This window comes from Arthrobacter sp. 05L421 (assembly GCF_056397785.1).
The window spans coordinates 608,708-633,334 of record NZ_JBFTOC010000001.1 but is presented as its reverse complement, the minus strand read 5'-3'; the positions used below and the strand labels follow the sequence as shown (position 1 = coordinate 633,334).

Annotated in this window: 24 protein-coding genes and 1 pseudogene; 17 read left to right on the top strand and 8 right to left on the bottom strand. The window is 66.7% G+C overall.

All coding sequences use genetic code 11. From position 1 onward, the window contains the following. Positions 1-221: 221 nt before the first annotated feature. From AC1DKQ_RS02935 to proC, 5 genes and pseudogenes are all read left to right on the top strand, one after another. Positions 222-635, top strand: a pseudogene (locus tag AC1DKQ_RS02935) (SseB family protein); the annotation flags it as partial. A gap of 195 nt (positions 636-830) precedes the next feature. Continuing rightward, the gene (locus AC1DKQ_RS02930; protein ID WP_476884466.1) at positions 831-1,835 is read left to right on the top strand and encodes a Ppx/GppA phosphatase family protein; all 1,005 of its coding nucleotides are present in this window, start codon (positions 831-833) and stop codon (positions 1,833-1,835) included. 101 nt (positions 1,836-1,936) lie between these two features. Next, positions 1,937-2,278, top strand: coding sequence for a YciI family protein (locus AC1DKQ_RS02925; protein ID WP_476884467.1), 342 nt, complete (start codon positions 1,937-1,939; stop codon positions 2,276-2,278). A gap of 19 nt (positions 2,279-2,297) precedes the next feature. Continuing rightward, positions 2,298-3,590 carry an RNA polymerase sigma factor gene (locus AC1DKQ_RS02920; protein ID WP_476918166.1) on the top strand — a complete coding sequence of 431 codons (1,293 nt, stop codon included), beginning with the start codon at positions 2,298-2,300 and terminating at the stop codon, positions 3,588-3,590. A 475-nt stretch (positions 3,591-4,065) separates the two neighbouring features. After that, positions 4,066-4,899, top strand: a complete 834-nt coding sequence (gene proC, locus AC1DKQ_RS02915) for a pyrroline-5-carboxylate reductase (protein WP_476884469.1) — start codon at positions 4,066-4,068, stop codon at positions 4,897-4,899. Positions 4,900-5,004: 105 nt separating this feature from the next. On the opposite strand, the gene AC1DKQ_RS02910 is transcribed toward proC, so the two are convergent. Then, a complete protein-coding gene (locus tag AC1DKQ_RS02910; protein WP_026266712.1) occupies positions 5,005-5,643 on the bottom strand; it encodes a potassium channel family protein in 639 nt (212 codons plus the stop codon). A gap of 40 nt (positions 5,644-5,683) precedes the next feature. Beyond that, the gene (locus tag AC1DKQ_RS02905; protein ID WP_476884470.1) at positions 5,684-7,114 is read right to left on the bottom strand and encodes a TrkH family potassium uptake protein; all 1,431 of its coding nucleotides are present in this window, start codon (positions 7,112-7,114) and stop codon (positions 5,684-5,686) included. 118 nt (positions 7,115-7,232) lie between these two features. Here AC1DKQ_RS02905 and AC1DKQ_RS02900 point away from each other — a divergent pair, with 118 nt between their 5' ends. Beyond that, positions 7,233-8,456, top strand: a complete 1,224-nt coding sequence (locus AC1DKQ_RS02900; RefSeq protein WP_476918165.1) for an acetoin utilization protein AcuC — start codon at positions 7,233-7,235, stop codon at positions 8,454-8,456. A gap of 81 nt (positions 8,457-8,537) precedes the next feature. After that, a complete protein-coding gene (locus tag AC1DKQ_RS02895; RefSeq protein ID WP_476884472.1) occupies positions 8,538-9,086 on the top strand; it encodes an ArsR/SmtB family transcription factor in 549 nt (182 codons plus the stop codon). 71 nt (positions 9,087-9,157) lie between these two features. Here AC1DKQ_RS02895 and AC1DKQ_RS02890 read toward each other — a convergent pair whose 3' ends face one another. Beyond that, positions 9,158-10,507 carry an alpha-hydroxy acid oxidase gene (locus AC1DKQ_RS02890; RefSeq protein WP_476884473.1) on the bottom strand — a complete coding sequence of 450 codons (1,350 nt, stop codon included), beginning with the start codon at positions 10,505-10,507 and terminating at the stop codon, positions 9,158-9,160. A gap of 403 nt (positions 10,508-10,910) precedes the next feature. Between AC1DKQ_RS02890 and AC1DKQ_RS02885 the strand changes: the two genes are divergently transcribed. The 3 genes from AC1DKQ_RS02885 to AC1DKQ_RS02875 all read left to right on the top strand — a co-directional run bounded on the left by AC1DKQ_RS02885 (position 10,911) and on the right by AC1DKQ_RS02875 (position 12,782). Next, positions 10,911-12,059 (top strand): 3-deoxy-7-phosphoheptulonate synthase, encoded by a 1,149-nt coding sequence (locus AC1DKQ_RS02885; protein ID WP_476918164.1) that lies wholly within the window; start codon positions 10,911-10,913, stop codon positions 12,057-12,059. 197 nt (positions 12,060-12,256) lie between these two features. Beyond that, the gene (locus AC1DKQ_RS02880; RefSeq protein WP_090574680.1) at positions 12,257-12,478 is read left to right on the top strand and encodes a helix-turn-helix domain-containing protein; all 222 of its coding nucleotides are present in this window, start codon (positions 12,257-12,259) and stop codon (positions 12,476-12,478) included. Between the two features lie 205 nt (positions 12,479-12,683). Then, on the top strand, positions 12,684-12,782 hold the full coding sequence (locus AC1DKQ_RS02875) for a 30S ribosomal protein bS22 (RefSeq protein ID WP_003792170.1): 99 nt from the start codon (positions 12,684-12,686) through the stop codon (positions 12,780-12,782). 181 nt (positions 12,783-12,963) lie between these two features. Here AC1DKQ_RS02875 and AC1DKQ_RS02870 read toward each other — a convergent pair whose 3' ends face one another. After that, positions 12,964-13,782: an HAD family hydrolase gene (locus tag AC1DKQ_RS02870; protein WP_476884475.1), complete on the bottom strand. Its 819-nt coding sequence runs from the start codon at positions 13,780-13,782 to the stop codon at positions 12,964-12,966. Between the two features lie 130 nt (positions 13,783-13,912). On the opposite strand from AC1DKQ_RS02870, the gene AC1DKQ_RS02865 reads away from it, so the two are divergent. Further along, positions 13,913-14,185 carry a glutaredoxin family protein gene (locus AC1DKQ_RS02865; protein WP_476884476.1) on the top strand — a complete coding sequence of 91 codons (273 nt, stop codon included), beginning with the start codon at positions 13,913-13,915 and terminating at the stop codon, positions 14,183-14,185. Positions 14,186-14,259: 74 nt separating this feature from the next. Next, positions 14,260-14,955: a redox-sensing transcriptional repressor Rex gene (locus tag AC1DKQ_RS02860; RefSeq protein WP_476884477.1), complete on the top strand. Its 696-nt coding sequence runs from the start codon at positions 14,260-14,262 to the stop codon at positions 14,953-14,955. 81 nt (positions 14,956-15,036) lie between these two features. Here AC1DKQ_RS02860 and AC1DKQ_RS02855 read toward each other — a convergent pair whose 3' ends face one another. The 3 genes from AC1DKQ_RS02855 to AC1DKQ_RS02845 all read right to left on the bottom strand — a co-directional run bounded on the left by AC1DKQ_RS02855 (position 15,037) and on the right by AC1DKQ_RS02845 (position 17,575). After that, positions 15,037-15,798, bottom strand: coding sequence for a hypothetical protein (locus AC1DKQ_RS02855; protein WP_476884478.1), 762 nt, complete (start codon positions 15,796-15,798; stop codon positions 15,037-15,039). 215 nt (positions 15,799-16,013) lie between these two features. After that, a complete protein-coding gene (locus AC1DKQ_RS02850) occupies positions 16,014-16,427 on the bottom strand; it encodes a hypothetical protein (RefSeq protein WP_476918163.1) in 414 nt (137 codons plus the stop codon). Positions 16,428-17,026: 599 nt separating this feature from the next. After that, positions 17,027-17,575 carry a YceI family protein gene (locus AC1DKQ_RS02845; RefSeq protein WP_476918162.1) on the bottom strand — a complete coding sequence of 183 codons (549 nt, stop codon included), beginning with the start codon at positions 17,573-17,575 and terminating at the stop codon, positions 17,027-17,029. A 213-nt stretch (positions 17,576-17,788) separates the two neighbouring features. On the opposite strand from AC1DKQ_RS02845, the gene AC1DKQ_RS02840 reads away from it, so the two are divergent. The 5 genes from AC1DKQ_RS02840 to ccsB are packed head-to-tail and all read left to right on the top strand — an operon-like array spanning position 17,789 to position 22,754. Beyond that, positions 17,789-18,454 carry a histidine phosphatase family protein gene (locus tag AC1DKQ_RS02840; RefSeq protein ID WP_476918161.1) on the top strand — a complete coding sequence of 222 codons (666 nt, stop codon included), beginning with the start codon at positions 17,789-17,791 and terminating at the stop codon, positions 18,452-18,454. Between the two features lie 2 nt (positions 18,455-18,456). Continuing rightward, a complete protein-coding gene (locus tag AC1DKQ_RS02835; protein ID WP_476918160.1) occupies positions 18,457-19,077 on the top strand; it encodes a TlpA family protein disulfide reductase in 621 nt (206 codons plus the stop codon). Positions 19,078-19,090: 13 nt separating this feature from the next. After that, positions 19,091-19,846 carry a cytochrome c biogenesis CcdA family protein gene (locus AC1DKQ_RS02830; protein ID WP_476918159.1) on the top strand — a complete coding sequence of 252 codons (756 nt, stop codon included), beginning with the start codon at positions 19,091-19,093 and terminating at the stop codon, positions 19,844-19,846. Continuing rightward, positions 19,846-21,636, top strand: coding sequence for a cytochrome c biogenesis protein ResB (resB, locus tag AC1DKQ_RS02825; protein ID WP_476918158.1), 1,791 nt, complete (start codon positions 19,846-19,848; stop codon positions 21,634-21,636). Before AC1DKQ_RS02830 ends, resB begins: the two co-directional genes overlap by 1 nt. Continuing rightward, entirely contained in the window at positions 21,636-22,754 is a 1,119-nt protein-coding gene (gene ccsB / locus AC1DKQ_RS02820) for a c-type cytochrome biogenesis protein CcsB (protein ID WP_476884485.1), read from the top strand. The genes resB and ccsB overlap by 1 nt, the downstream gene beginning before the upstream one ends. Positions 22,755-22,817: 63 nt before the next feature. Here the strand turns inward: ccsB and AC1DKQ_RS02815 are convergent, their stop codons facing one another. Further along, entirely contained in the window at positions 22,818-24,404 is a 1,587-nt protein-coding gene (locus AC1DKQ_RS02815) for an alkaline phosphatase D family protein (protein ID WP_476918157.1), read from the bottom strand. Positions 24,405-24,627: the final 223 nt, after the last annotated feature.

The following is a 24,627-nucleotide window of genomic DNA, read 5'->3' as shown; positions in this document are numbered from 1 at the left end:
GTCCAGCATCGCGTGCTTCTGGTCGGTAGTGAAGTGCTTCCGGTTCGAAACACGAACAGGCATAACGAAATCCATGATGGACCTTTCCCCGCACTGCACCGGCTCCAGCAACAGGGAACCTGTCACACAACAGCCTGACACACAGGGAATTACCGGCGAATTCGCTGGTTTCCGGCGATTTCGCGTTTGCGGACCGGCCGTGGACGTGATCGAGTAGGAATATGACTGAACAGCCCGCACACCTGGACAACCAGCCGCTGAACGAACTCGAGGAGCAGCTTGCCCGGGGGGAGCAGCCGGACGCCAACCCGGTGGACGTGATTCTCGCCTTCCTCAACAACGAGGTCTACGTGGTCAGCTCCGACGCCCTGGAAGGCCCCGACTCGCAGGTCGAGCCGCTGGTCCTCGCGAACTCCTCCGGCAAGCCCGTCCTGGCCGTTTTCTCGCACCCGAGCCGCGTCACCGAGCAGTATCTCGCCGCCGCCCCGAACGTGCTGGGCACGCAGGGCGCTGCGATCATCGGCAACCTCGGCGCCGAGCTCGGCATGGTGATCAACCCCGGGGCAGCCTATGGCTTTGAAATCGACCCGGAGGGCGTGGCCAACATCCGCCGTGACTTCAAGCCCACGGATGAGCCCGCCGACGGCGCTGCCGCCCAGCCCACTGACGGCGCTGCCGCCCAGCCCACTGCTGGGGCAGCGGACCGGCCGGTGCAGGACGGAAACCCGGCCTAAGCCCGCCGCGTCGGTAGTATTCGCGAAGAGCGCCATTCTTCGCGAATACTGCCGTCGCAGCTAGGCCAGCCGCTCCGTGGGGGGAATAATGGCACCATGCGTCTAGGCGTCCTCGACATCGGGTCCAACACTGTCCATCTCCTGCTGGTCGACGCCCATCCCGGCGCCCGTCCGGTCCCCTACGCCTCGCACAAGCGGCGGCTCTCGCTCGTGCAGTTCCTCGACGACGACGGCAATATCAACGACGCCGGGCAGCATGAACTCGTCGAGTTCGTCCTTGAAGCGTGGGAATTCGCGGCCAAGCACAAGGCCGACGACCTCCTCGCGTTCTGCACCTCGGCCATCCGCGAGGCCACCAACGGCGCTGCCGTCCTGGCCCGGGTCAAGCATGAAACCACCGTCACCCTCCGGGAGCTCTCCGGCAGCGAAGAGGCGTCCATGACGTTCTTCGCCGTCCGGCGCTGGTACGGCTGGGGCGCCGGGCCCATCTTGAACCTGGACATTGGCGGTGGCTCCTTCGAGATGGCCCTCGGACAGGATGAGCTGCCCGAGCTGGCGATGTCCGTTCCGCTCGGCGCCAGCCGGCTGACGCGCGACTGGCTGCCCGAGGATCCGCCCTCGGCCAAGAGCATCAAGGAGCTGCGCCGCTACATCCGATCCACGCTCAAACCCGCGGTGCGCAAATTCGAGAAGCTGGGCCGACCCAATCTCGTGGCGGGCACGTCCAAGACGTTCCGGTCCCTCGCCAGGATCGCCGGCGCCGCCCCCAGCGCCGCCGGGCCCTACGTCAAGCGGGAGCTGCTGGCCCTGGACCTGGGGCTCTGGGCGCAACGGATCTCGGCCATGGAGGTGGGGGACAGGCTGCACCTGCCCGGCGTCTCCGAGGCCCGCGCGCCGCAGGTCCTCGCCGGCGCCTTGGTGGCGGAAGCGGCACTGGAAATGTTTGAGTTCGACAGCCTGGTGACGTGCCCGTGGGCCCTGCGTGAGGGACTCATCCTCCGCCGCCTGGACCAGTTGGTGTTTGAGGGGCCCGTCGATCCCGCGCCGCATGTGGCGGAGCAACCGCCGGCGCGGCTCCAGTCGCCGGAAAAAGCCTCCTGAGACAGCCCGGCCTGCGACTGTGTCGATCCGGAGCGTCCCCGATCGTGTAATTGCTGAGAGGCCGGCACCCCGCCGGCTGATTCGCCAAGGAGGCACCCGAAATGACGCAGTACCTGCTCAGCATTTACCAGCCTGACGGCCCCGCCCCGGACCCTGAGTTCCTCGAACCGATCATGCGTGACTTGGCGGCCCTGAACCATGAAATGCAGGCGGCGGGGGCCTGGGTGTTCGCCGCGGGACTCCACCCCGCGGGGTCCGCCACGGTCCTCCGGCCCAACGGCGGCGAGATTCTCGTGACCGACGGGCCGTTCACCGAAGGCAAAGAGCACCTCGGCGGATTCACCGTGATCGAGGCCGAAGACCTGGACGCGGCCCTCGGCTGGGCGCGAAAGCTGGCCGGCGCCACCACTCTTCCCGTTGAAGTCCGTCCCTTCCAGCACTAGCCGGGCGGGCGGGGCTGCTGTGGGCGACCATGGTGCACATGACGGCGCGACCGAGGCGGACATTGCCCGCGTGTTCCGGCTCGAATACGGCCGCGCCGTAGCCGTCCTGACGCGGACGTTCGGGAGCATCGATATTGCCGAGGACGCCGTCCAGGATGCTTTTACTGCGGCCGTCCACCACTGGCCGTCGGCGGGCATCCCGCCCAGCCCGGCCGGCTGGATCATTACGACGGCGCGGCGCCGGGCGATCGACCGGCTCCGGAGGGAGACGTCCCGCGAGGACAAACATGCGCAGGCGGCCTGGCTGGCGGCGGGGTCCGGGACCGGACCCGCGCCGGCCGCTGAAGAGCAGTTCCTGGCGGAACAGTCAGGAGTCGAGGACGTGGACGACGACACTTTGCGGCTGATTTTTACCTGCTGCCACCCCGCCCTGGCCAGGTCCGCCCAGGTGGCGCTCACCCTGCGGTTGCTGGGCGGATTGACGACGGCGGAGATCGCCCGGGCCTTCCTGGTGCCGGAGGCGACCATGGCACAGCGGCTGGTCCGGGCGAAGGCGAAGATCCGCGATGCCAAGATCCCGTACCGTGTCCCGCAGGGCGCCGAACTGCCCGAGCGGCTGCAATCGGTGCTGGCGGTCCTCTACCTGATCTTCAATGAGGGCTACACCGCGGGCCCCGCGGACAGCCCGGCCCGTGCGGAGCTCTGCACGGAAGCCATCCGGCTGGGCAGGTTGCTGGCCTCCTTGATGCCGGACGAGCCGGAAGCGGCAGGTCTGCTGGCCCTGATGCTGCTCATTGAGTCCCGCCGCGCCGCCCGGTTTGCCCCCGACGGCGGACTCGTGCTGCTTGCGGCCCAGGACCGGGGGCGCTGGGACAGCGCCCTGGCCGCCGAAGGCAAGGAGCTGGTGCGCCGGTGCCTGCGCCGGAACCGTCCCGGCCCGTATCAGCTCCAGGCGGCGATCAACGCCGTCCACAGCGACGCCCCGGCCGCCGCGGACACGGACTGGACGCAGATCCTGCAGTTGTATGACCAGCTCCTGGCCGTCGCGCCCGGACCCGTCGTGGCACTGAACCGCGCGGTCGCCCTTGCCGAACTGCGCGGGCCGGGTGCGGCGCTGGCCGCGGTGGAGGAACTGCCGCTGGAGAACTATTATCTCTTCCACGCCGTCCGCGCGGACTTCCTGATGCGCCTGCGCCGCTATCCGGAGGCCGCCCAGGGTTACAGGCGGGCCCTGGCGCTGGCAGGAAGCGCCGCGGAGCGCCGGTTCCTGGAGGACAAGCTCGGCAGCCCGGCGTTCGGCGGGGCCGGTTAGGCACCGGCCCGCCCGCGCCCTGGTGCGGGCCGGTTAATGCCGGTTAAAAGGAGTAGCGCCGGGCGATTGGAGCAGGACTTGGGGGAACTCTGCTGTCAATCGCCCGGCGCGCCGACGGCTCCGGGGAGCCGACTATCATCACTCGCACCTGTTGAGGCACTTTCCAAGGTAGAGGCCGATCATGGGCGTCCGGCGAAATTTCCCTGTGCGTTTGCTGGCAATTCGACGGCGTCCCTTGGCGTACCTGTGCCCGCCCGCCGCTGGGTCCTTAAAAAGCAAAGGCACCGGCGGTCCGCTGCGGGAAAAATGGGAAAAATCCGCTGCAAACCACCGGTGCCGCGCTGGCATCCGCATGCCTGCTGCATCACTCGCACCCTCAATGAGGTAGCTCCTACGTTAGGGGCCCAAGTTGTGCGCTGACTGCGGTGAACGTGTGAGCTGGCTGGGAATCATGTCCGACTGCAATGATGGGGACATGAGCAACCGAATCGCATTCCTGGGCTGTGGGTCAATGAACGAGGCAATCCTCGGCGGGCTGATCGACGGCGGCGTGGACCCGGCCGATATCGTCGCTACTGTCCGCCGGGCCGAGCGTGCGGCCGAGTTGGCGCAGCGCCACCACGGGATCACGGCCATCGCGGGCGAAGAAGAACCCGACAACAACAAGCAGGCGGCCACCGGCTCCGGCGTCGTGATCCTTGGCGTCAAGCCCGTGGGTATCGCCGATCTGGCCCGGGAAATCAGTGAGTCCCTGTCACCGAACACGATCGTCATCAGCGTCGCGGCCGCGGTGTCGCTGGCGCAACTGGAGGCGGCGCTGCCGGCCGGCCAGCCGGTCATCCGCACCATGCCGAACACGCCGGCGAAGCTGGGCCGCGGCGTCGTCTCCGTCTCTCCCGGGACCAACTGCTCCGCCGGGCAGCTCCAGCATGCCAAGGACATCCTCGCAGCCGTCGGCACGGTGGTGGAGATTCCCGAGGACCAGGTGGACGCCCTCTCCGCGATCAGCGGCTCGGGCCCGGCCTACGCTTTCTACCTGGCGGAGGCCATGGCGGAGGCCGGCGCGCAACTGGGCCTGGATCCGGAGCTGTCCCTGTTGCTGGCCCGCGAGACGGTCGCCGGGGCGGGCTTCATGCTGGCCGAGCCCGGCGCGGATCCCTCCAGCCTGCGCAAGGCGGTCACCAGCCCGAACGGCACCACCGAACGGGCCATTGCCATGTTTGACGAGCGGGGACTGCCGGGCATCATCGCCGACGGCGCCCGCGCGGCCGCAGCGCGCGCGGCAGAAATCACCCGGCAGCTGGCCTGAACCTGCCCGGTCGGCCACCCGCTTCCAAGCGGACACCGGGGCCACCGGCCGTGGCCCCGGGCGCTACAGGCGTGATTCCAGGCACCGGTGTGCGCCGGTTGTGGCCTAGGGGCGGGCGGCGAATCGTTCGAGCAGGTCCACGTGGCCCGAAACAATGAGCATGTCCCGCGAGGAAACCTTGGTTTCCGGCCGCGCGTAGGTGAAGTCCTCGCCCGGGGACTTCACGCCCACAATCGTGACGCCATACTTGGAACGGACCTTGGACTCATCGAGGGTGAAGCCCACGGTCTCCCGCGGCGGGTACATCTTGACGATCGCGAAGTCGTCGTCAAACTCGATGAAGTCCAGCATGCGCCCGGAGACCAGGTGCGCGGCGCGGACGCCGGCATCGGCCTCCGGGTAGATGACGTGGTTGGCGCCGATCCGGGTCAGGATCTTGCCGTGCGAGGGCGTAATGGCCTTGACCCAGAGGTGTTCGATCCCGAGGTCCACGAGGTTCACGGTGATCAGCACCGAGGATTCGATGGAAGTGCCCACGCCCACGACGGCGGAACTGAACTCCTGGGCGCCGAGCTGGCGGAGGGCGTCGATGTTCGTGGCGTCGGCTTCCACGACATGCGTCAGGACGCTCGCCCACTTCTGGACGAGGGTGCGGTCGCGTTCAATGGCCAGGACCTCCCGGCCCTGCTTGACCAGCTGCTCTGCGGTGGAGGCGCCAAAACGGCCCAGCCCGATCACCAGCACGGGGGCGTTGTGGGCGGGGCGGTTGACGGCGCCTGAGGAACTAGCCAATGATGGGTCTCTCTTCCGGGTAGTGGTACAGCTGGCTGCGCTGGCGCAGGGCCAGGCCTGCGGCAAGGGTGACCGTCCCGACGCGCCCGGCAAACATGAGCAAAGCGAGGACGTAAACGCCCGACGGCGGCAACTCTGCACTGAGGTTGGTGCTTAGGCCCACCGTGGCGAAGGCGGAAATGGTTTCAAACAGGACCCGGTCCAGGGAGGCATGGCTGATGTGCAGGAGCAGGAGGGCCGAGACCGAGACGAGGGTGGCGCCGGCGACGATCACCGAGATGGCCACGCGCATGGTGCCCTCCGGGATGGTGCGACCGTAGATCTTCACGTCGGCGTCGCCGCGGGCCTCGGCGGCGATGGCCAGGAACATCACCGCGATGGTGGTCACCTTGATGCCGCCGGCCGTGGAGGCCGAGCCGCCGCCGGCGAACATGAGGGCATCGGAGAGCAGCATGGTGGTGGACTCCATGTGGTTCTGGTCCACAAGGTTGAAGCCGCCGGAGCGCAGCATGACTGAGGCAAACAGCGCATGCGTGATCTTGTCGCCGAGATCCATGTCCCCGATGGTGCGCAGGTTGTCCCACTCCAGGAAGCCCCAGAGGACCGTTCCGGCGGCGAGGAGGATGAAGGAGACCTGGATGGTCAGCTTGGTGTGAAGGTTCCATTTCTTCCACCGCAGCCCGTTCTGGTGCAGCACCATGACAACGGGGAAGCCCAGGCTGCCCAAGAACACGCCGAGCATGAGCGGGACGAGGATCCATAGATCGGTTTCGTAGGGGACGATTCCGTCCGAATGCGGGGTGAAACCGGCGTTGTTAAAAGATGAAATTGCGTAGAAGATGCCGTGCCAGAGAGCCTGCGGCAAGCTCTCCCCGAGGATCAGGAAGCGGGGGATAAGAGCCAGCGCCAAGGCCGCCTCGATCACCACGGAGGTCACGATCACGATCCGGAGCAGCGTGCCGACTTCGCCGAGCCGGCCGGCATTCATGGCCTCCTGGGCGATCAGCTTGCCGCGGACACCGAGTCTCTTGCTGACCATGAGCGCCAGCAGCGACGCGAGGGTCAAAGTGCCCAAGCCGCCCACGAAAATGCCGACCAGGATCACGAGCTGGCCGAAGAAGGACCAGTGCACAGCCGTGGAGACCACTGTCAGGCCCGTGACGCAGACAGCGGAGGCCGCGGTGAAGAACGCCTGATGGAGTGGTGTGACCTGTCCCGTCGCGGAAGCTAAGGGCAGCGAGAGCAAAGCGGTGAAGACCAGGATCACGAGGCCGAACGCCGAGAGTGCCAGGCGGGCAGGTGAGCTGTTTGCGATGCCGTCAATGAAGTCCCGCAGGCGTGTGAAGATCCACAGGCCTTCCCGCTCCGGCATACCTGGCTGCCAGTTGGCCGGGCTCGTGGACCTCGACTGGCTTTGCGTCATGTTTTTCCTCGGTTGAAACTGCTTCCCCAAGTAGTAAACCACTAAAGTTCGGTAATGGCCGCGGGGAGCACCCCTGCAGGCGCGGGAAGCCGGGGACCGCTCGGGTAGCCTGTGATTGATGACATTCCTGCCCGGACTCGATCAGACCGCGCTGCCAACGACGGTGGTGTGGGCTCCTGCCATGACCGCCTACAACTTTGGCCACTCCCACCCGATGGCGCCGGAGCGCATGGAGCTCACCGCGAAGCTGGCCGGCAGCCTGGGGCTGCTGGATCTGGACCACGTCACGGTGGCCGCACCGGACGTCGCCTCCGACGCGGAGCTGTGCGCGGTCCACAGCCCGGAGTTCGTGGCGGCCGTGCGGCGCGTCAGCGAAAACCCGGACACCCCCGACCACGCCAGGGGGCTGGGAACCGAGGACGATCCCGCCTTTGCCGGCATGCACGAGGCCAGCGCCCGGCTGGCTGGCGGCTCCCTGCTCGCGGCCGCAGCCATCCTGGACGGCAGCGCGGTGCGGGCCGTGAACTTCGGCGGCGGGATGCACCACGCCTCCCGGGACCGGGCGAGCGGTTTTTGCATCTACAACGACGCCGCCCTCGCGGTCCAGCGGCTTCTCGACGGCGGCGTCCAGCGCGTGGCCTACGTCGACGTCGACGCTCACCACGGGGACGGCACGCAGAGCATCTTCTGGGACGATCCGCGTGTGCTGACTATTTCGCTGCATGAATCCGGGCTGACCCTCTTCCCGGGCACCGGGTTCGCCAACGAGATCGGCGGCCCGAACGCGCAGGGCAGCGCGGTGAACGTGGCACTCCCGGCCGGCACCGCGGACGCCGGGTGGCTGCGGGCCTTCCACGCCGTCGTGCCCCAACTTATTGGCGCGTTCTTGCCGGAAGTCATCGTCAGCCAGCACGGCTGCGACTCGCACCGGCTTGACCCGCTCGCCCACCTGAACATCAGTGTGGATGGCCAGCGCGAGGCCGCCACGGCCATCGGCAACCTCGCCGCGCGGTACTGCGCTAACCGGTGGATTTCCACAGGGGGCGGCGGTTACAACGTCGTCAGCGTCGTTCCGCGGTCCTGGAGCCACCTGATAGCCATCGCCGCCGGGCGGCCGGTACCGCTGCGCACCCCGGTTCCGGAGGAGTGGCGACGCTATGTCAAAGACAAGTACGGGGCCAAGTTCGGTGTAGAGCCCCCCGAGGCGATGGGTGACGACGTCGACCTCTGGTGGCGGTCCTGGGAAGTGGGGTTCGACCCCAACGACGAGGTGGACCGCACCATCATGGCCACCCGCAAAGCAGTGTTTCCCCTGCACGGACTGGACCCCTGGTTCGACTAGGTCCGGGCCCGGGCGAAGGGCCGGTCCCCAGGCAGCAATTGGTGGATGCCATCTGGCGTATATGTCGCTAGTGTGGAGGGCATGGTGACAGACGACGTATTTGCCGTCATTGCTGAGGCAACCAGGCGTGACATTCTGGTAGCCCTCCGCAAGGGAGACAAAGCAGTGGGGGAACTGGTCCAGGAGCTTGAAGCAAGCCAGCCCACCATTTCCAAGCATCTCAAAGTCCTCCGGGAAGCGGACCTGGTGAGCATGCGAGCCCAGGGCCAGAAGCGGTACTACACGCTCAACCCCAAACCGCTCGCCGGGATCGCCAACTGGCTGCAGGCTTTCGACGTCGGCCCCGCAGTAGCAGCGGACGAGGCCGCACCCCGCCAGCCCGAATCCACTCCTGCCGCCGTCCCGGACAATCTGGCCGCAGCGGCCGTCCCGCAGCCAGTCGCCGCGGAGCCCGCCGCTGCACTGGTTGCCCGCCCTGCCGGCAGCCCGCTGAGCCCCGCCGTCGTCATCCCCGTGGGAACGGCAGGCGAGGACAAGATGCCCCAGCAGATCGGGCGGACCGTGGGCCGTGCCGCGACCAAGGCCGCCGATCTCCTGGCCAACCTGCCCAAGTTCGGCCGCAAGAAGTAACCCGTCCCGCCGGCGTATGCCTCCCGGCGTACGCGCCCGGCCCGCGCATTCGGCCACCCATTTCGGGCGGGCTACCTGCCGAGGATCCGCACGTGATCCGGGGTGAGGTCCGCGATCTTGCTGACGCCGAGGAGGGCCATGGTGCGTTCCATGTCCTTTTCCAGGATTTGGAGGGCGCGGTCCACGCCGGCGCGTCCGCCCGCCATGAGCCCGTAGAGGTAGGCGCGGCCGATCAGGGTGAAGTCGGCGCCGTGGGCGAGGGCGGCGATGATGTCCGCGCCGCTCATGATGCCGGTGTCCAGGATGATCGCCGCGTCGCTGCGGTCCGCCTTGAGCGCGGCGGAGACCTCGGGGAGCAGGTGGAAGGGGATCGGTGCCCGGTCCAGTTGGCGGCCGCCGTGGTTGGAGAGCACGATCCCGTCCGCGCCGTGGTCCACTACCTTGCGGGCGTCCTCGACGGTCTGGATGCCCTTGACGACGAGCTTGCCTTTCCAGGTCTCGCGCAGCCAGTCGAGGTCGACGTAGGTCAGGGTGGGGTCGAACATGGAGTTGATCAGGTCCGCGACGGTGCCCGTGTACCGGGACAGGGACGCGAAGGTGAGCGGTTCGTGGGTGAGGAAGTTGAACCACCAGGCGGGCCGGTAGGAGGCGTCGAGGACGGTTTTGAGCGTCAGGGCGGGCGGGATGGTCATGCCGTTGCGGACGTCGCGGAGCCTGGCGCCGGCGACGGCGGTGTCCACGGTGACCATGAGGGTGTCGTTGCCGGCCGCGGCGGCGCGTTCGATCAGTTCCAGGGAGCGGTCCCGGTCTGTCCAGAGGTAGAGCTGGAACCAGTTGCGGCCGGTGGGTGCCGCGGCGGCGACGTCCTCCAGGGACGCGGTGCCCATGGTGGAGAGGGTGTAGGGGATGCCGGCGGCCGCGGCGGCCTGGGAGCCGGCGTATTCGCCCTCGGACTGCATCATCCGGGTGAATCCGGTGGGCGCGATTCCCACCGGCAGCCGGGAGGGCCCGCCCAGGATGTCGGTGCGGAGGTCGATGCTGGAGACGTCCCGCAGGACCCCGGGCCGGAACTCGATGTCCAGGAACGCCTGGCGGGCGCGGCGGAGGGAGATTTCGGCCTCTGCGGCGCCGTCGGTGTAGTCGAAGGGCGCTTGGGGCGTGCGGCGCTTGGCCATGTCCCGCAGGTCCCAGATGGTGCTCGCACGGCGCAGCCTGGCCTCCCGGCTGAACTCCGGCTTCTTGAACTGCATCAGCGGAGCAAGATCGGCGTATTTGGGCACCCGCCGCTTCAATGCGGCAGGGAGTCCGCGGCCGGCCGCCGCCTCTGTGCCTTGCCCGGACGCGGACGCACCAGTGTCCGTGGCGGTGGCCCCGGGAGTGGTGGGAGCCTCGGGGTTGCCGGGCGGAACGGTGTGCGTCATGGCTGCCTCCATAGTGGTCGGAGCGAGTGGTCGAATGCTCGTGCTGGGGTTCCTCACACTCTAGGTGGTGTCCGTGTGCGTCGACGTGACCCTCCGCGTCAGTGTTGGCGCCAAACACAGACGAGAACTGCACTCTCGAGGGCCGGCCTGCGTCCCGGGGCGGTGGGCCCGGCGGATTGTTACGCCCGGCGTTTGCCCCGGCCGCGGCCCCGGAGCTAAGCTCGACGCTATGACTAACCGTTGGTATGCGTATTTTTCGTTGGCTCTGGAGGGGCCCGCGTCTAACTGACACGCAACCAACTTTCCTTCAGAGCCAACAGGGCAGAGATTATTCTCTGCCCTTCGCCATTTCTCCGGCGGGTTCTGATCAGGGCCCGCTCCGCATCCGGAACAGGACCCGAACATGAGCATCGAAGCAGCCCCCGGCACCCAGCACTCCACCTCGAACCTGCGCGTCAGCGAGTTCACCCCGCTCCCCACCCCGCAGGACCTCATGGCGGAACTGCCGTTGGACGCCCGCCTGGCCGAGGTGGTGGGACGGGGCCGGGACGAGGTCCGGGCGATCATGGACGGTGTGGACGACCGGCTGCTCGTCATTGTGGGTCCCTGCTCCATCCACGATCCCAAGGCCGGGCTGGAATACGCCCGTCGGCTGGTAAGCCAGGCGGAGAAGCACCGCGAAGACCTGCTGATCGTCATGCGCACGTACTTCGAAAAGCCGCGCACCACGGTGGGCTGGAAGGGCCTGATCAACGACCCCCGCCTGGACGGCAGCCACGACATCGCCGCGGGCCTGCGCGCGGCCCGGGCGTTCCTGCGCCAGATCACCGCCCTCGGCCTGCCCACCGCCACCGAGTTCCTTGAGCCCATCAGCCCCCAGTACGTCGCGGACCTGGTCGCCTGGGGCGCGATCGGTGCCCGCACCACGGAGAGCCAGATCCACCGCCAGTTGGCTTCCGGGCTGTCCATGCCGATCGGCTTCAAGAACGGCACAGACGGCGACCTCCAAGTGGCGCTGGATGCGTGCAGCGCCGCCGCTGCCGCGCAGGCCTTCCTCGGGATCGACGACGACGGCAGGGCCGCCCTTGTGGCCACCGCCGGCAACCCGGACACCCACGTCATCCTCCGCGGCGGACGCAAGGGACCCAACTACTCCGCCGCCGACGTTGCAGCGGCCTCCGCCAAGCTCGCCGCGAAGCAGTTGAACCCCCGCCTCATCGTCGACGCCAGCCACGCCAACAGCGGTAAGAACCACCACCGTCAGGCCGGGGTCGCCCTTGAAATTGGTGCCCAGCTGGAAAGTGCCGGCGCCGCGGCCGGGGCCATCGCCGGCGTCATGCTGGAGAGCTTCCTGGTGGGTGGGGCGCAGGCCCTTGAGGTCAACGCCGCCGTTAACGCCGACGTCACGGCCGGAGGCAAAGATGGAGCTGCCGGCCGGGACCAGCTGGTCTACGGCCAGAGCGTCACGGACGCCTGCATGGACTGGGATGTTACGGCGTCGGTACTTGGCCAACTGGCCGCCTCGGCCCGCACCCGCCGGACGCGTGCCTGAGGGTTGAGCAGGAGGCGCGGGCTGTGCGAGATTTCGGAGATTCCTGCGGAAATCGTGTGGGGATTCCTGAGGAAGCCTTTCACATTGGCACCATGAGCAACTAGTGTTGCTAACACATGGTTGTTAGATGGCTCAGCATCGGCACACCGCCATGTCACCAGGTGGGGCTGCCGTTCGCTTGAGCAAAGGAATAGGAAATGTCTACGGAGGCCAACTTCTCCAAGGCCCGTTTTTTGACTGTGGCTGAAGTCGCGGAACTTATGCGGGTATCAAAGATGACTGTGTACCGTCTTGTGCATTCGGGGGAGATGCCGGCCGTGCGGTTCGGCCGCTCTTACCGCGTACCGGAAAACGCCGTCGAACAGTACCTCAAGGGTGCCGTCGTCGACCGGAGCGACGGGCACGCCGGAACTGGCTGAACAGCCAGCGGCAACAATCACCGCGTGAATTGGCCGCTTTGGGCCCCGCATGGGGCCCGCGGTCGTGGGGTGCCTCGCAGAGGCGGTACCCTGTTAAGGAACGTTTTACGTCATTGTAAGAACCTGTCCGTTGTTTCAGTCTGCTGCTTAGCCCGCGGACCCTTCCCAACAGGCAGGTACTGCATCTAGCCGGTAAGGAACTTTCGTGGGTTCAGTTATTAAGAAGCGTCGCAAGCGTATGGCCAAGAAGAAGCACCGCAAGCTGCTTCGCAAGACGCGCCACCAGCGTCGCAATAAGAAGTAGCAATACTTCGATGTGCATGAAATGCCCGTTGCCTTCCAGGCGGCGGGCATTTTTCTTGCTCCGTCCCGGTGGGAAGATTTCAATCCGGCTGCGGCGTGGGACGCAGGCGGCACGGATCCGCGGCGCCCTCGTCTGAAACCGCGGCGCGCGGTCCGAAACCGCAGCGGAACGCTGCGGGGGCCTAGCGGCTGGGTCCGCGGAAGCGGGAGAACCCCCGCCACAGGCCGTAAATGGCCCCGCCGACCGTCGCGGCCTTGAATCCCAGGGTGGCTGCGCGCCGGCCGGCACGGAAGTCGTACACCGGCCAGTTGTGCTCGCGGGCGTAACGGCGCAGCTTGGAATCGGGATTGATGGCAACGGGATGCCCCACCATGCTCAGCAGCGGGATGTCGTTGTGGGAATCGCTGTAGGCCCAGCAGCGGCTGAGGTCCAGCCCCTGGTCCTCGGCAATTTTCTGGACCGCGACCGCCTTGGCCGGGCCGTGCAGGATTTCGCCCACGAGCCGCCCCGTGTACGAGCCGTCCAGGATCTCGCCCACCGTGCCCAGCGCCCCGGTCAGGCCCAGCCGGGCGGCAATGACCGTGGCCACCTCGATCGGCGTCGCCGTGACGAGCCATACTTTGCGCCCGACCCGGAGGTGCTGCTCCGCCAGGGCCTTGGTGCCCGGCCAGATCCGCGACTCAATCATCTCGTCGTAGACCTCTTCGCCCAGGGCCTCGATGTCCTTCGCCGTGATGCCGGCAGCCAGCGTCAGGGCGGAATCGCGGACGGCGTGGACATCGTCCATGTTTTCGCCGCGCAGCACGAACATGAACTGCTTCCACGCGAACCCGGCAGCCTGCGGCAGGGTGAACGCGCCGCGCTGGTGAAGCTTGCGGGCGACATGGAAGAGGCTTGCGCCCTTCATGAGGGTGTTGTCGACGTCGAAAAATGCGGCCTCGCCGTGCTGCGTCGATGCAGCAGGCTCGTTGGCCACAATGACGTATTTCTCCTCGGGCATGCCACGAGTCTAGTCAATGACCGGCCCCGGACCGCCCGCAGGGCGCGCGACGCGACGGCAGGAGGGCCCGGCCCCAGGCCGACTGCGCCGTGCATCGACGCCGAAGCGGGCGCCGGGCTACGGTGGATGCATGGCCAAACCCGCGTCGATCCCCGATGTAGTACTGATCACCAAAGCTGACTGTCACCTGTGCGCTGAGGCGCGCGCCGCCGTCGCCCGCGTCACCGCTGCGCTCGGAATCGATTGGTCGGAGAAATCGGTGGACGACGACGCCGGGCTGCGGGAGCGCTTCGCCGAGGAGATCCCGGTGGTGCTGGTCAACGGGGTCCAGCGGGATTTCTGGAAGATCGACGAGGGCCGCCTGACCCGGACCCTGCAACGGATCATCGGTGAGCCGTCCTGACGGCGGGGTGCTTTGTTGCGTGAAGCGCGGGGGCTCTAGAGTGGGAAGCACAACGCGACGCAATGGAGCAGATAGTGACTTCGCTGGATTCATCTCCCGGGGCTGTCCCCGGGGGAGCCGGGACTGCCGCCAAACAGATTCCCCCCGCGGCCGTGGCCCGGCTGACCATCTATCTGCGCGCCCTGACCACACTGCTGGCTGAAGGGGTGGACCGGGTCTCGTCCGAGTCGCTGGCGGAGGCTTCCGGGGTCAGCTCTTCGACGCTGCGCAAGGACCTCTCCTATGTCGGCTCCTACGGAACCCGGGGTGTCGGTTACGAGGTCCAGTACCTTAACCGCAACATCGCTGCTGCGCTCGGGCTGACGCATGACTGGAAAGTCGCGATCGTCGGTGCGGGCAACCTGGGCAAGGCCTTGGCCCGGTACGGCGGATTCGAGTCGCGGGGCTTTGACATTGTGGCAATTTTCGACGCCGACCAAATGGTGGTGGGCAGCGAGGTCGGCTGGCTGCGGGTCAGCGACGCCGCTGACCTCGAGCCCGTACTGCAACGGACGGGTGCCAACATGGTGGTCCTCGCCCTGCCCGCCGCGGTGGCCCAGGACATCTGCGACCGGGTGATTGCCGCCGGCGTGCGGAGCATCCTCAGCTTCGCGCCCGTGATGCTTCAGGTTCCCCCGGGGGTCAACCTCCGCAAGGTCGACATGGCAACGGAACTGCAGATTCTGGCCTATCACGCACAGCGGGCGCAGGTCCCGGAGGACGCCGACTAGGATCGGCCTGCCCTCCGGTTCCCGCACCCGCCGAACCGTTCTCTCTGCTGGCGGTTCTTGGCTGGGTGGTTCTTGGACCGGTTACTTCCCGAAGGGGGCTCCGGGCTGTCCGTAGGGATTGGCCAAGGACTGCCGCTTCTGGAAGTACGGCGAGGCTGCGGGCAGGTAGAGCAGCACGATGGCCGCGATGCCCACCAGCGCCGCCAGCGTGGCGAGGCTGAGCGGGATGATGTTGAAGATCGACAAGGCGGCGAACACGGTGCCCAGAATGCGAGCCCAGTTCTTGCCCTTGCGGACATTGAATGCGACGAGGGCGTAGAGCCCGGCGCTGATCAGGGCGAATACCACGATGGTGCCGATCAGGACACCCTTGATGGATTCGAAATCGACCTTCGCGCCGCTCGTTGCCATCTGCTGCTCGAACATGTCCCGGACGGCGGGGGTGTCCAGGGTTCCCAAAGACATCAGCATCGAGATGACCCACAGGGCTCCGGCTGCGACGATCAGCCAGAAGGATGTATTGACCAACTGGGGAGCAGTGCCCGGAGCCTGCGGTTGTTGGGACGGGTACTGGGCATAGGGGGACTGGCCGTACTGCGGGGCGTTCTGGCCGTAGGCCGGCGGCGCCTGCTGGCCGTACTGCGGTGCGTTCTGGCCGTAGGCGGGCGGCGTCTGCGGCGCGATCTGGCCGTACTGCGGCGCCGGCGGTGTCTGCTGGCCGTACTGCGGCGCGTTCTGGCCGTACTGCGGCTCCTGCGGGGAGTTCTGCCCGTAGGCCGGAGTGGATTCCCCGCCCGGCTCGGAGCCGTTGGGCGGTGGGGGCTGGACTGGCGGGTTGCTCATAAGCGGTCCTTTGCGTGTCGATCACTGAATCGGCCAACGGGACCAGAGATCCTGCCCTGCCCCCAGCATGGTTTAGCTCAACCGTACCGCGGCCCGGCCGCCCTGTGGATCATTCCGGAGAGGTATTCTCAAGCCTCATTCCTGGGCCGCTACGGCCGCGCCCGGGACGCTCCGGCGCTGCCACGATCCGGCGGGTTCCGCATGCGGCGGCAGGCCTAGATCCGGCCCCGGTTGGCGACAAACCAGGCCTGGGCGTTCGGTAGCCACATGAGCACGGTCGCCACCAGGCTGATGATGAAGCCCGGCAGGCCTCCGCCTCCCCGGCCGTCGGCGACCCCGGCGCTGATGAATGTCAGCACCAAGGAGATGCCGACAAGAATGGTGAGGGCGAAGCGGGCCCACTCCCGGCCTTCCTTCATCTTCATGGCCAAGACGATCTGAGCGGTTGCCAGGGCAAGCGCCACGATGACAAGCAGCAGCACCAGGAGTCCGATTGGCGGCGCGAAGGCGATCAGGACGAAAGACCCAAACAGCCCGATGACTCCACCGAGGAGTCCCAACAGCCCGCCGATAAGCCAGATCCAGTACGAGACCTTCAGCTCGGTGGGCATCGCAGCGACCTTGAACATGCCGGAGAGACCGCCTATAGGCAGCGCATCGCCGAAATTCCTGGGACGGTCAGTGGGCAGCTCGAAGCGGAATCCGCCGCTAGACGCAGACCGACCCTGATGTCCCACAGGCTGGCCCTGATAGCCGGGCGGTGGTGCCTGATACCCCGGTGGGGGAGCCTGATAGCCGGGCGGTGGTGCCTGGTACCCCGGTGGGGGAGCCTGATAGCCGTGCTCGCCCTGATGCCCCGGCGGCGTTGGCTGGTAGCCGGGAGCGGACGGCGGATTGACTGGGGGCTGCTGTGGACCGCCCGGCGGGACGTTGCCCGACGCCGGAGGCTGGGCGCCCGGCTGCTGTGGGGGTACATCACTCGGGTTGCTCATGGCTCTCACTGTAGACCGCCGTATCCCTGTTATCTAGGGACTTGCGGGCCTGTCGCGGAGGCTATCCCGGCGGCCGCTTCGGTGCCCGCCCCCGGCAACAGAAACGGCCCAACAGCGGCGCAAACAACAGCGCCCTGCTTCATCGCGAAGATGAAGCAGGGCGCTGGAACCGGCGGGCCGGCGTCGGCCGCCCGGACCGGACGAAAAGAACGGTCCTGGGCTGCACCGAATACTAGTTACGCTGCGGGAGCGATGAAAGCCAGTTCCAGGTTGATGGCAACTTTGTCGCTGACCAGCACGCCACCGGCTTCGAGGACCGCGTTCCAGGTCAGGCCGAAGTCCTTGCGGCTGATGGTGGTTTCGGCGCTGAGGCCGGCGCGGGTGTTGCCGAAGGGATCGACGGCCACGCCGTTGAATTCGGTCTCGAGGGTCACGGGGCGGGTGATGCCCTTGATGGTGAGGTCGCCCTGGAGTTCGTAGGCGTCGCCCTTGGGGACGATGGCGTTGGAGACGAAGGAGATCTCGGGGAACGTCTCGACGTCGAAGAAGTCTTCGCCGCGGACGTGGCCGTCGCGGTTGGCGTCGCCGGAGTCGAAGCTTGCGGTCTTGATCGAGGCGTTAACCTTGGAGTCGGTGACGCTCTCGGCGAGGTCCAGGGTTGCCGCGGCGTCGGTGAACTGACCGCGGACCTTGCTGATGCCGGCGTGGCGGACGGTGAAGCCGATCTCGCTGTGCGACGGGTCGAGGGTCCAGGTGCCGGTGGTGACGTTTGTGGGAAGTGCCATGGTGAATCTCCTTGAGTCGGGTTGGTACTGCGGTTGTTCGTCTGATCGTTAGTTGAAGAATCATTGGTTGAAATCTCAACTAACTGCTTCACCCAGTATAAACATGCATTTGCATCTTTTATTCCAACTCCAGGGAACATTTTTCCAAACTCGTCAGTTCTACCTTCCGTAGAAGATTTCAGATCGACCGGCATCTTTGAGAAACTGGTAGACATGCCCCAAGCCACTGTTCATTTGCTCCGCCACGGCGAGGTCCACAATCCCGATGGTGTCCTGTACGGCAGGCTGCCGGAATTCCACCTCTCCGACCTCGGCCGGGAGATGGCCCGCACGCTGGCCGAACACTTCCGGGAGCGATCCGAACAAGGGGCCCGGATCGTCCACCTCGCCGCGTCCCCGCTGAGCCGCGCCCAGGAGACGGCACAGCCGATTGCCGATGCCCTGGGCCTCGAGATTGCCACCGAAGCCCGCATCATCGAAGCCGAGAACTACTTTGAGGGTCTCCACGTCTCCAAGGCGGAGCTGCTCCGGCCCAAGCACTGGGCCCGGCTGTACAACCCGTTCCGGCCCTCTTGGGGTGAGCCGTACAAGGAGCAGGCCGCGCGGGTCATCGCGGCCGTCCAGGACGCGCGCGTCCGGGCCGTCGAACTGGGCGGCAACGGGGCCGAATCAATCCTTGTCAGCCACCAGCTGCCCATTTGGGCCACGCGGCTCAGCGCCGAAGGCAGGCCGCTGTGGCACGATCCGCGCAAGCGCGAATGCACGTTGACGTCCCTCACCTCCCTGGTGTTCGACGACGCCGGCGCTCTGGTGCGCGTCGACTACAGCGAGCCCGCTGCCGCCCTCCTGCCCGGTGCTGCCAGCACCCCGGGAGCCTGACCGTGGCCGCCAACCGCTACGAAGGGACTCCGCTGTCCCGCCGCAGCGTCCTGACCGTCGGCGGCGCCGCGCTGGCTGCCGTCTTCGGGCTCTCCGGCTGCGCCCAGGACGACGCCCTCGCCAAGCAGGCCAAGGCCGGGGATAACAAGAATTACGTGGCCGGTGACGGGTCCGTGACCGAGTTCGCCGTCGCTGACCGTAAGAGTCCCGTGGCGCTGAAGGGGACGCTGTTCGACGGCACGGCCGTCACGTCGGCGGACTTCCCCGGCAAGGTCACGGTGCTGAACTTCTGGTTCGCCGCCTGCGCCCCGTGCCGGGTCGAGGCGCCCTCCCTCGAGGCGCTGCACCAGGAATTCAAGACCAAGGGCGTGCAGTTCTTCGGCGTCAACCTGCGCGACGAGAAGGCCACGGCCGACGCGTTCGACAAGACCTTCAACCTGACGTACCCGAGCTTCAATGACAAGGACGGCGCGGTGCTGCTGGCCGTCTCCGGACTCGTGCCGCCCGGCGCCGTGCCCACCACCCTCGTGCTGGACAAGCAAGGCCGCGTCGCCTCCCGGGTCCTGGGCGAAATCCAGCAGGGCACCCTGAAATCCCTCATCGCCTCCGCCGTGGCCGAGTAGCGCGGACCCCGCCGTGAACAGCCCCTTCGCCGAAGCCATCCTGAATGGATCGCTCCTGCTTGCCATTCCCGTCGCGCTGCTGGCCGGACTCGTCTCGTTCCTCTCGCCGTGCGTCCTTCCGCTAGTGCCCGGATACCTGGGTTACGTGACGGGACTGACCGGCGTCGACCTGCAGAAGCAAAGGCGCGGCCGCATGCTGGCCGGCATCGGGCTGTTTGTCCTCGGCTTCTCCGTGATTTTCGTGTTGCTCGGCGGGGCGTTCGGGCAGCTGGGCAGCCTCATCACCGGCTCGCAGAACAAGTGGATCACCCAGCTGCTGGGCGTCCTGGTGATCATCATGGGTGTCGTGTTCATGGGCGGCTTCGGCTGGCTCCAGCGCGATGCCAAGATCCATGCCAAACCACCGGCCGGGCTGTGGGGCGCGCCCTTGCTGGGCATCACCTTCGGGCTCGGCTGGGCGCCGTGCATCGGCCCCACCTATTCCGCCGTCCAGCTGCTCAGCCTCTCCGGCGGCTCCTCGGCGGCCAAGGGCGCGTTCCTGGCCTTCGTGTACAGCCTGGGGCTGGGCATCCCGTTCCTGCTGATCGCCCTGGCCGTGCGCCGCGGCATCGGCCTGATGTCCTTCTTCCGCACGCACCGGCTCGCCATCCAGCGCACCGGAGGCGGCATCCTGATCCTGCTCGGCATTCTGATGGCCAGCGGGGTGTGGGGCACCTGGGTCTCCGGGTTGCAGTACTGGTTCCAAACCGATGTGAAATTGCCAATCTGATGAGCGAGCGCGTGAACGAAAAGAAGAAGAAGTCCCCGAAGCCCGAGGCCGTCCTGCCCTCGTTGGGTCCCTGGGGCATGCTCCGGTGGGCGTGGACGCAGCTGACCAGCATGCGCACGGCCCTGTTTCTGCTCCTGCTGCTTGCCGTCGCCGCCGTGCCCGGCTCGCTGTTCCCGCAGCGCCCGGCCAACCCGGCGATTGTCACCCAGTACATCAAGGACCACCCGGACTACGGGAAGATCCTGGACTCGCTGCAGCTCTATGACGTGTACTCGTCGGCATGGTTTTCCGCGATCTACATCCTGCTGTTCGTGTCGCTGATCGGTTGCGTGATCCCGCGCGCCATCGCGCACTACAAGGCGATGCGCTCCCAGCCCCCGCGCACGCCAGCCCGGCTGTCCAGGCTCCCCGAATACGGCACCCTCGTGATTCCGGCCGACGATGGGGTCCCGGCGTCGGCCGCCATTTCCGACGCCGCGGAACTGCTGAAGAAACGCGGATACCGCGTGGACGTCCGGGACCGCGACGGCGCCCGCCCCTCCCTGGGAGCCGAACGCGGCTTCCTGCGGGAAGTCGGCAACCTCGTCTTCCACACCGCGTTGATCGGCGTGCTGGTTTCGGTGGCGGCCGGCGGCCTCTTCGGCTACAGCGGGCAGCGGATCCTGGTGGAGGGTGACACGTTCGTCAACACCCTCGTCGGCTACGACCAGTTCACGCCCGGCACCAATTTCCAAAGCAGCCAACTCCAGCCGTATTCGGTGCAGCTGGATAAATTCGACATCAAGTTCGACCGTGAGTCGAAGGGCAAGTTCGGTCAGCCCATCGACTTCACGGCCGCGGTGACCACGAAGGAAAACCCGGACGCACCCGCCAAGAAGGAAGTACTCAAGGTCAACGACCCCCTGAGCCTCGGCGGCACCAGCGTGTACCTCACCGGCAACGGCTACGCTCCTGTGGTCACCGTCCGCGACGGCGCCGGAAACATCGCCATGCAGGGTCCCGTGGTGGCTAAGCTCCAGGGCGAGAACTACTACTCCTCCGTGGTCATCAAGGTCCCGGACGCCAAACCGGAACAGCTCGCCTTCGCCGGGTTCTTCCTGCCGACGGCGTTCGTCTCCGACAAGGGCGTGTCCTTCAGCGGTGACCCGGAGCTGATCAACCCTCAGCTGACGCTGAACTCCTACTTCGGCGACCTCGGCCTGAACGCTGGCTCCCCGCAGAACGTCTTCGAGCTCGACGTCAAGAAGCTGACGCCGCTCAACGCCCGCAACCTGGCCACGAAGGGCATTGTCCTGGCGCCCGGGAGCAGCTACACGCTGCCGAACGGCAAGGGTTCCATCAGCTTCGACGGCGTCAAGCGCTACATCGGCGTGGACATCCACCACAACCCCGGCCAGCTGTACGCCCTGATCTTCGCGCTCCTGGCCGTGGCGGGGCTGGTGACCTCGCTCTACGTGAACCGGCGCCGCGTCTGGGTCCGCGCCGGCACCCACGCGGACGGCCGCACCATGGTGGAGTACGGTCTCCTGGCCCGCGGTGAAGACCACCGCCTCGCCGGGGAGGCGGCGGCCATACGCAAAATCCTCTCCGACGAGTGGCTATTGGGCGTGGACGCCACGACCGGTTCCCAGCCCGCTCCCAGCGCAACGGCGGATAATGACCGGGCGGATAAGGCCAGCACGGCAACAGGCAGCACGGCAGACGGCGGCACACACGCCACCCCAGAACAACCCGCAGAAGACTTCATCCAGTCAACAGCCGGCTCCTCCGAGTCGAAGAAGGATCAGTAATGTTGTTCTCGATCAACGAAACCATGGGCCAGTACAGCGAGCTCTTCATGCTGCTGGCCGCCGGCACGTACACCGTGGCGTTCATCGCGTTCGCCTGGGACCTGGCCAAGAGCAGCAAGATGCTGCGCGCGGTGGACCTCAAGGCCGCCGAACTGGCCGCCCAGGCGACCCCTGCTGAGGCCGCGCGCATACCCGTCGGCGTCGGGGCGGGGAGCGCCGGAGGCGACGTTGACCGCTCCGATGCGGACGTCAGCGGCCCTGCAGGCCGTGCCGAGCGTCCGACGTCGGCCGTCTCCGGCCGCGGCACCGCGGCCGGTGCGGGCCAGACCGCCGACGGCAGCATGCGCTACGCCGGTGAGCGGCGTGCCCCTGCCCGGGTGGCCGTCGCGCTGACGGTCCTCGGCGCTGCAATTCACGCGGCCGGGGTGATCACCCGCGCGCTGGGTGCCGGCCGGGTGCCGTGGGGCAACATGTACGAATTCCTCACCACCGGCGCGTTCGTGGCCGTGGCCGTCTTCTTGCTGGTGCTGATCCGCCGCGACCTGCGCTTCCTGGGCACGTTTGTGATCGGCCTGGCCATCATCATGCTGGTTGCGGCCTCCATCGCCTTCTGGACGCCCGTGGGCCACCTCGTGCCGGCGCTGCAGAGCTACTGGCTGATCATCCACGTTTCCATCGCAGTGATGTCCTCGGCCCTGTTCACCCTGACGTTCGCCATGTCCGCGCTGCAGCTCGTGCAGTCGCACCGGCAGAAGACCATCGCCGCCGGCGGTGCCGACAAGCTCGGGTTCATGCGCCTAGTCCCGAACGCGCTGAGCCTGGAGAACCTGTCCTACCGCATCAACGCCATCGCGTTCGTCGGCTGGACGTTTACGCTGATGTTCGGCGCCATCTGGGCCGAGAAGGCCTGGGGCCGGTTCTGGGGCTGGGACACGAAAGAAGTCTGGACGTTCGTGATCTGGGTGGTCTACGCCGGATACCTGCACGCCCGCGCCACCCGCGGCTGGACCGGTACCCGTGCCGCCTGGCTGTCGATCGTCGGCTACCTGTGCGTGGTCTTCAACTTCACGATCGTGAACCAGTTCTTCAACGGCCTGCACTCCTACTCGGGGCTTTAAAGCTGCAGCTCCGCCGGCCGGGGACAGGGGACCGGCGGGGACCGTGCGTCTGGCCGGGTACAGCTAGGCCTGGGGCTCGAGGCCTGGGACTGTGTCGTTGATCTGGAACGAGGCCTTGGTGCTGACTGGGGAACCCGGCACGCTGACGAAGTCCAGTACGCGGAAATCCGCCTGTAGGGAGTCCTTGGTGATTCGCGTAGTCACGTAGCCGCGCTGATTGTTAAAGAACTTCAAATGCGGGTTCCACGCCATGACTGGATCGAACGTGGCACCTGAACCGTTGCCCCCGGAGGTAATGGACGTGCTGACCAGTTCTGAGCCCACCACCGGCGAGTCTGGGTCCTTGAAATCGATTTTCAGTTCGTTGGCCCAGTGCCGGTGCACGTCCCCTGTGAGTACGACGGCGTTGCGCACGTTGGCATCCACCCACCCCTGGGTAATGCGCCGCCGAGATGCCGCGTAGCCGTCCCAGCTGTCCATGGAGACGTCGTCGATGCTGGCGGCCGCATTGCGGTCCCGTTCCGCGAAAAAGACCTGCTGGCCCAGGATGTCCCAGCGCTGGGTGGAGTTCTTGAAGCCTTCCAGGAGCCATTTCTCCTGCAGGGTGCCGGTGATTGTGCGGTGCTTGTCCAGCCGCCCGGCAACATTCTTGCCCCGGCCGCCGCCGGAGATCTGAGCGTCCCGGTACTGCCGGGTGTCCATCATATGGAAATTGGCCAACTGGCCCCACTGGATCGTGCGATATATTTTCATGTCCGTTCCGGCCGGCACTGAGGACGCGCGCAACGGCATGTTCTCGTAGTAGGCCTTGAAGGCCGCGGCGCGGCGCTCAAGGAAGCGCGCAGCGGTATCGTTCATCTCCCTCGGATCCCTATCCTCCGGAACGTCATCCGCATAGTTGTTGTCGACTTCGTGGTCGTCCCAGACCACCAACCACGGTGCGATCGCATGCGCAGCCTGCAGATCGGCGTCGGACTTGTACTGTGCATGGCGTTGACGGTAGCCCTCAAGCGTTACGGTCTCCAGCACGTCGAGGTGGCGGGCCTCTTCGCGGACATCGGTGCCGCTGCGGCGTTCGTAGATGTAGTCGCCAAGGTGCAGCACCAGGTCAGGGTGGTCTTGGGCAAGGCGGGCATATGCCGTGAAGTAGCCTTGCTCATACTTCGCGCAGCTGGCGAAGGCCATCGCGAGCGCCGCCGGAGTTTCATGGCGTGCGGGGCTCGTAAGCGTCCGGGCAGTGCGACTAACATAACGTCCGCAGCGGAACCGGTAAAAGTACTCGCGGCCCGGCTGAAGCCCCCGTAATTCCACATGTACGGAATGGGCATTCTCTCTATGGGCGTATTCAAGGCCCCGGGCCACCACTTTGCCCATCGCGGCGTCCTCGCCTACCTCCCAGGCGACCGGGATGCTCCGGGACGGCATTCCGCCGAGGCCATCCTCGGCGAGCGGGTCGAGCGCCAAGCGGGTCCAGAGCACGAAGCCGTCCGGCCACGGTTCGCCTGAGGCGACGCCGAGCATGAACGGGTCGCCCCGGAGCCCGGTATCCTCCGCGATTGAGATGCTGGGCGCAGCGGGCCCGGGCAACGAAATGAGAATGCCGGCACCCAAGCCGGCGGATAGTAGGGTCCTGCGCGAAATGTTATCCATGGTTCAAAGGCATTCCATTGTTTAAGCACATTTCATTGTTCAAACACATTTTCATTGTTCAAACGCATTCCACCACTTCCGGGGCCAAGGTGCTTCGGCCGATGATCTACCCATTCTAGGCGCCGGATTCGCGCTTGGCGCGGGGCCTTTCGTCACTGTTCACCACGGTGGCAACAGGAATAGTGCAACGGTCAACCCACCCACTGGACCTCGCCCTGCCTAA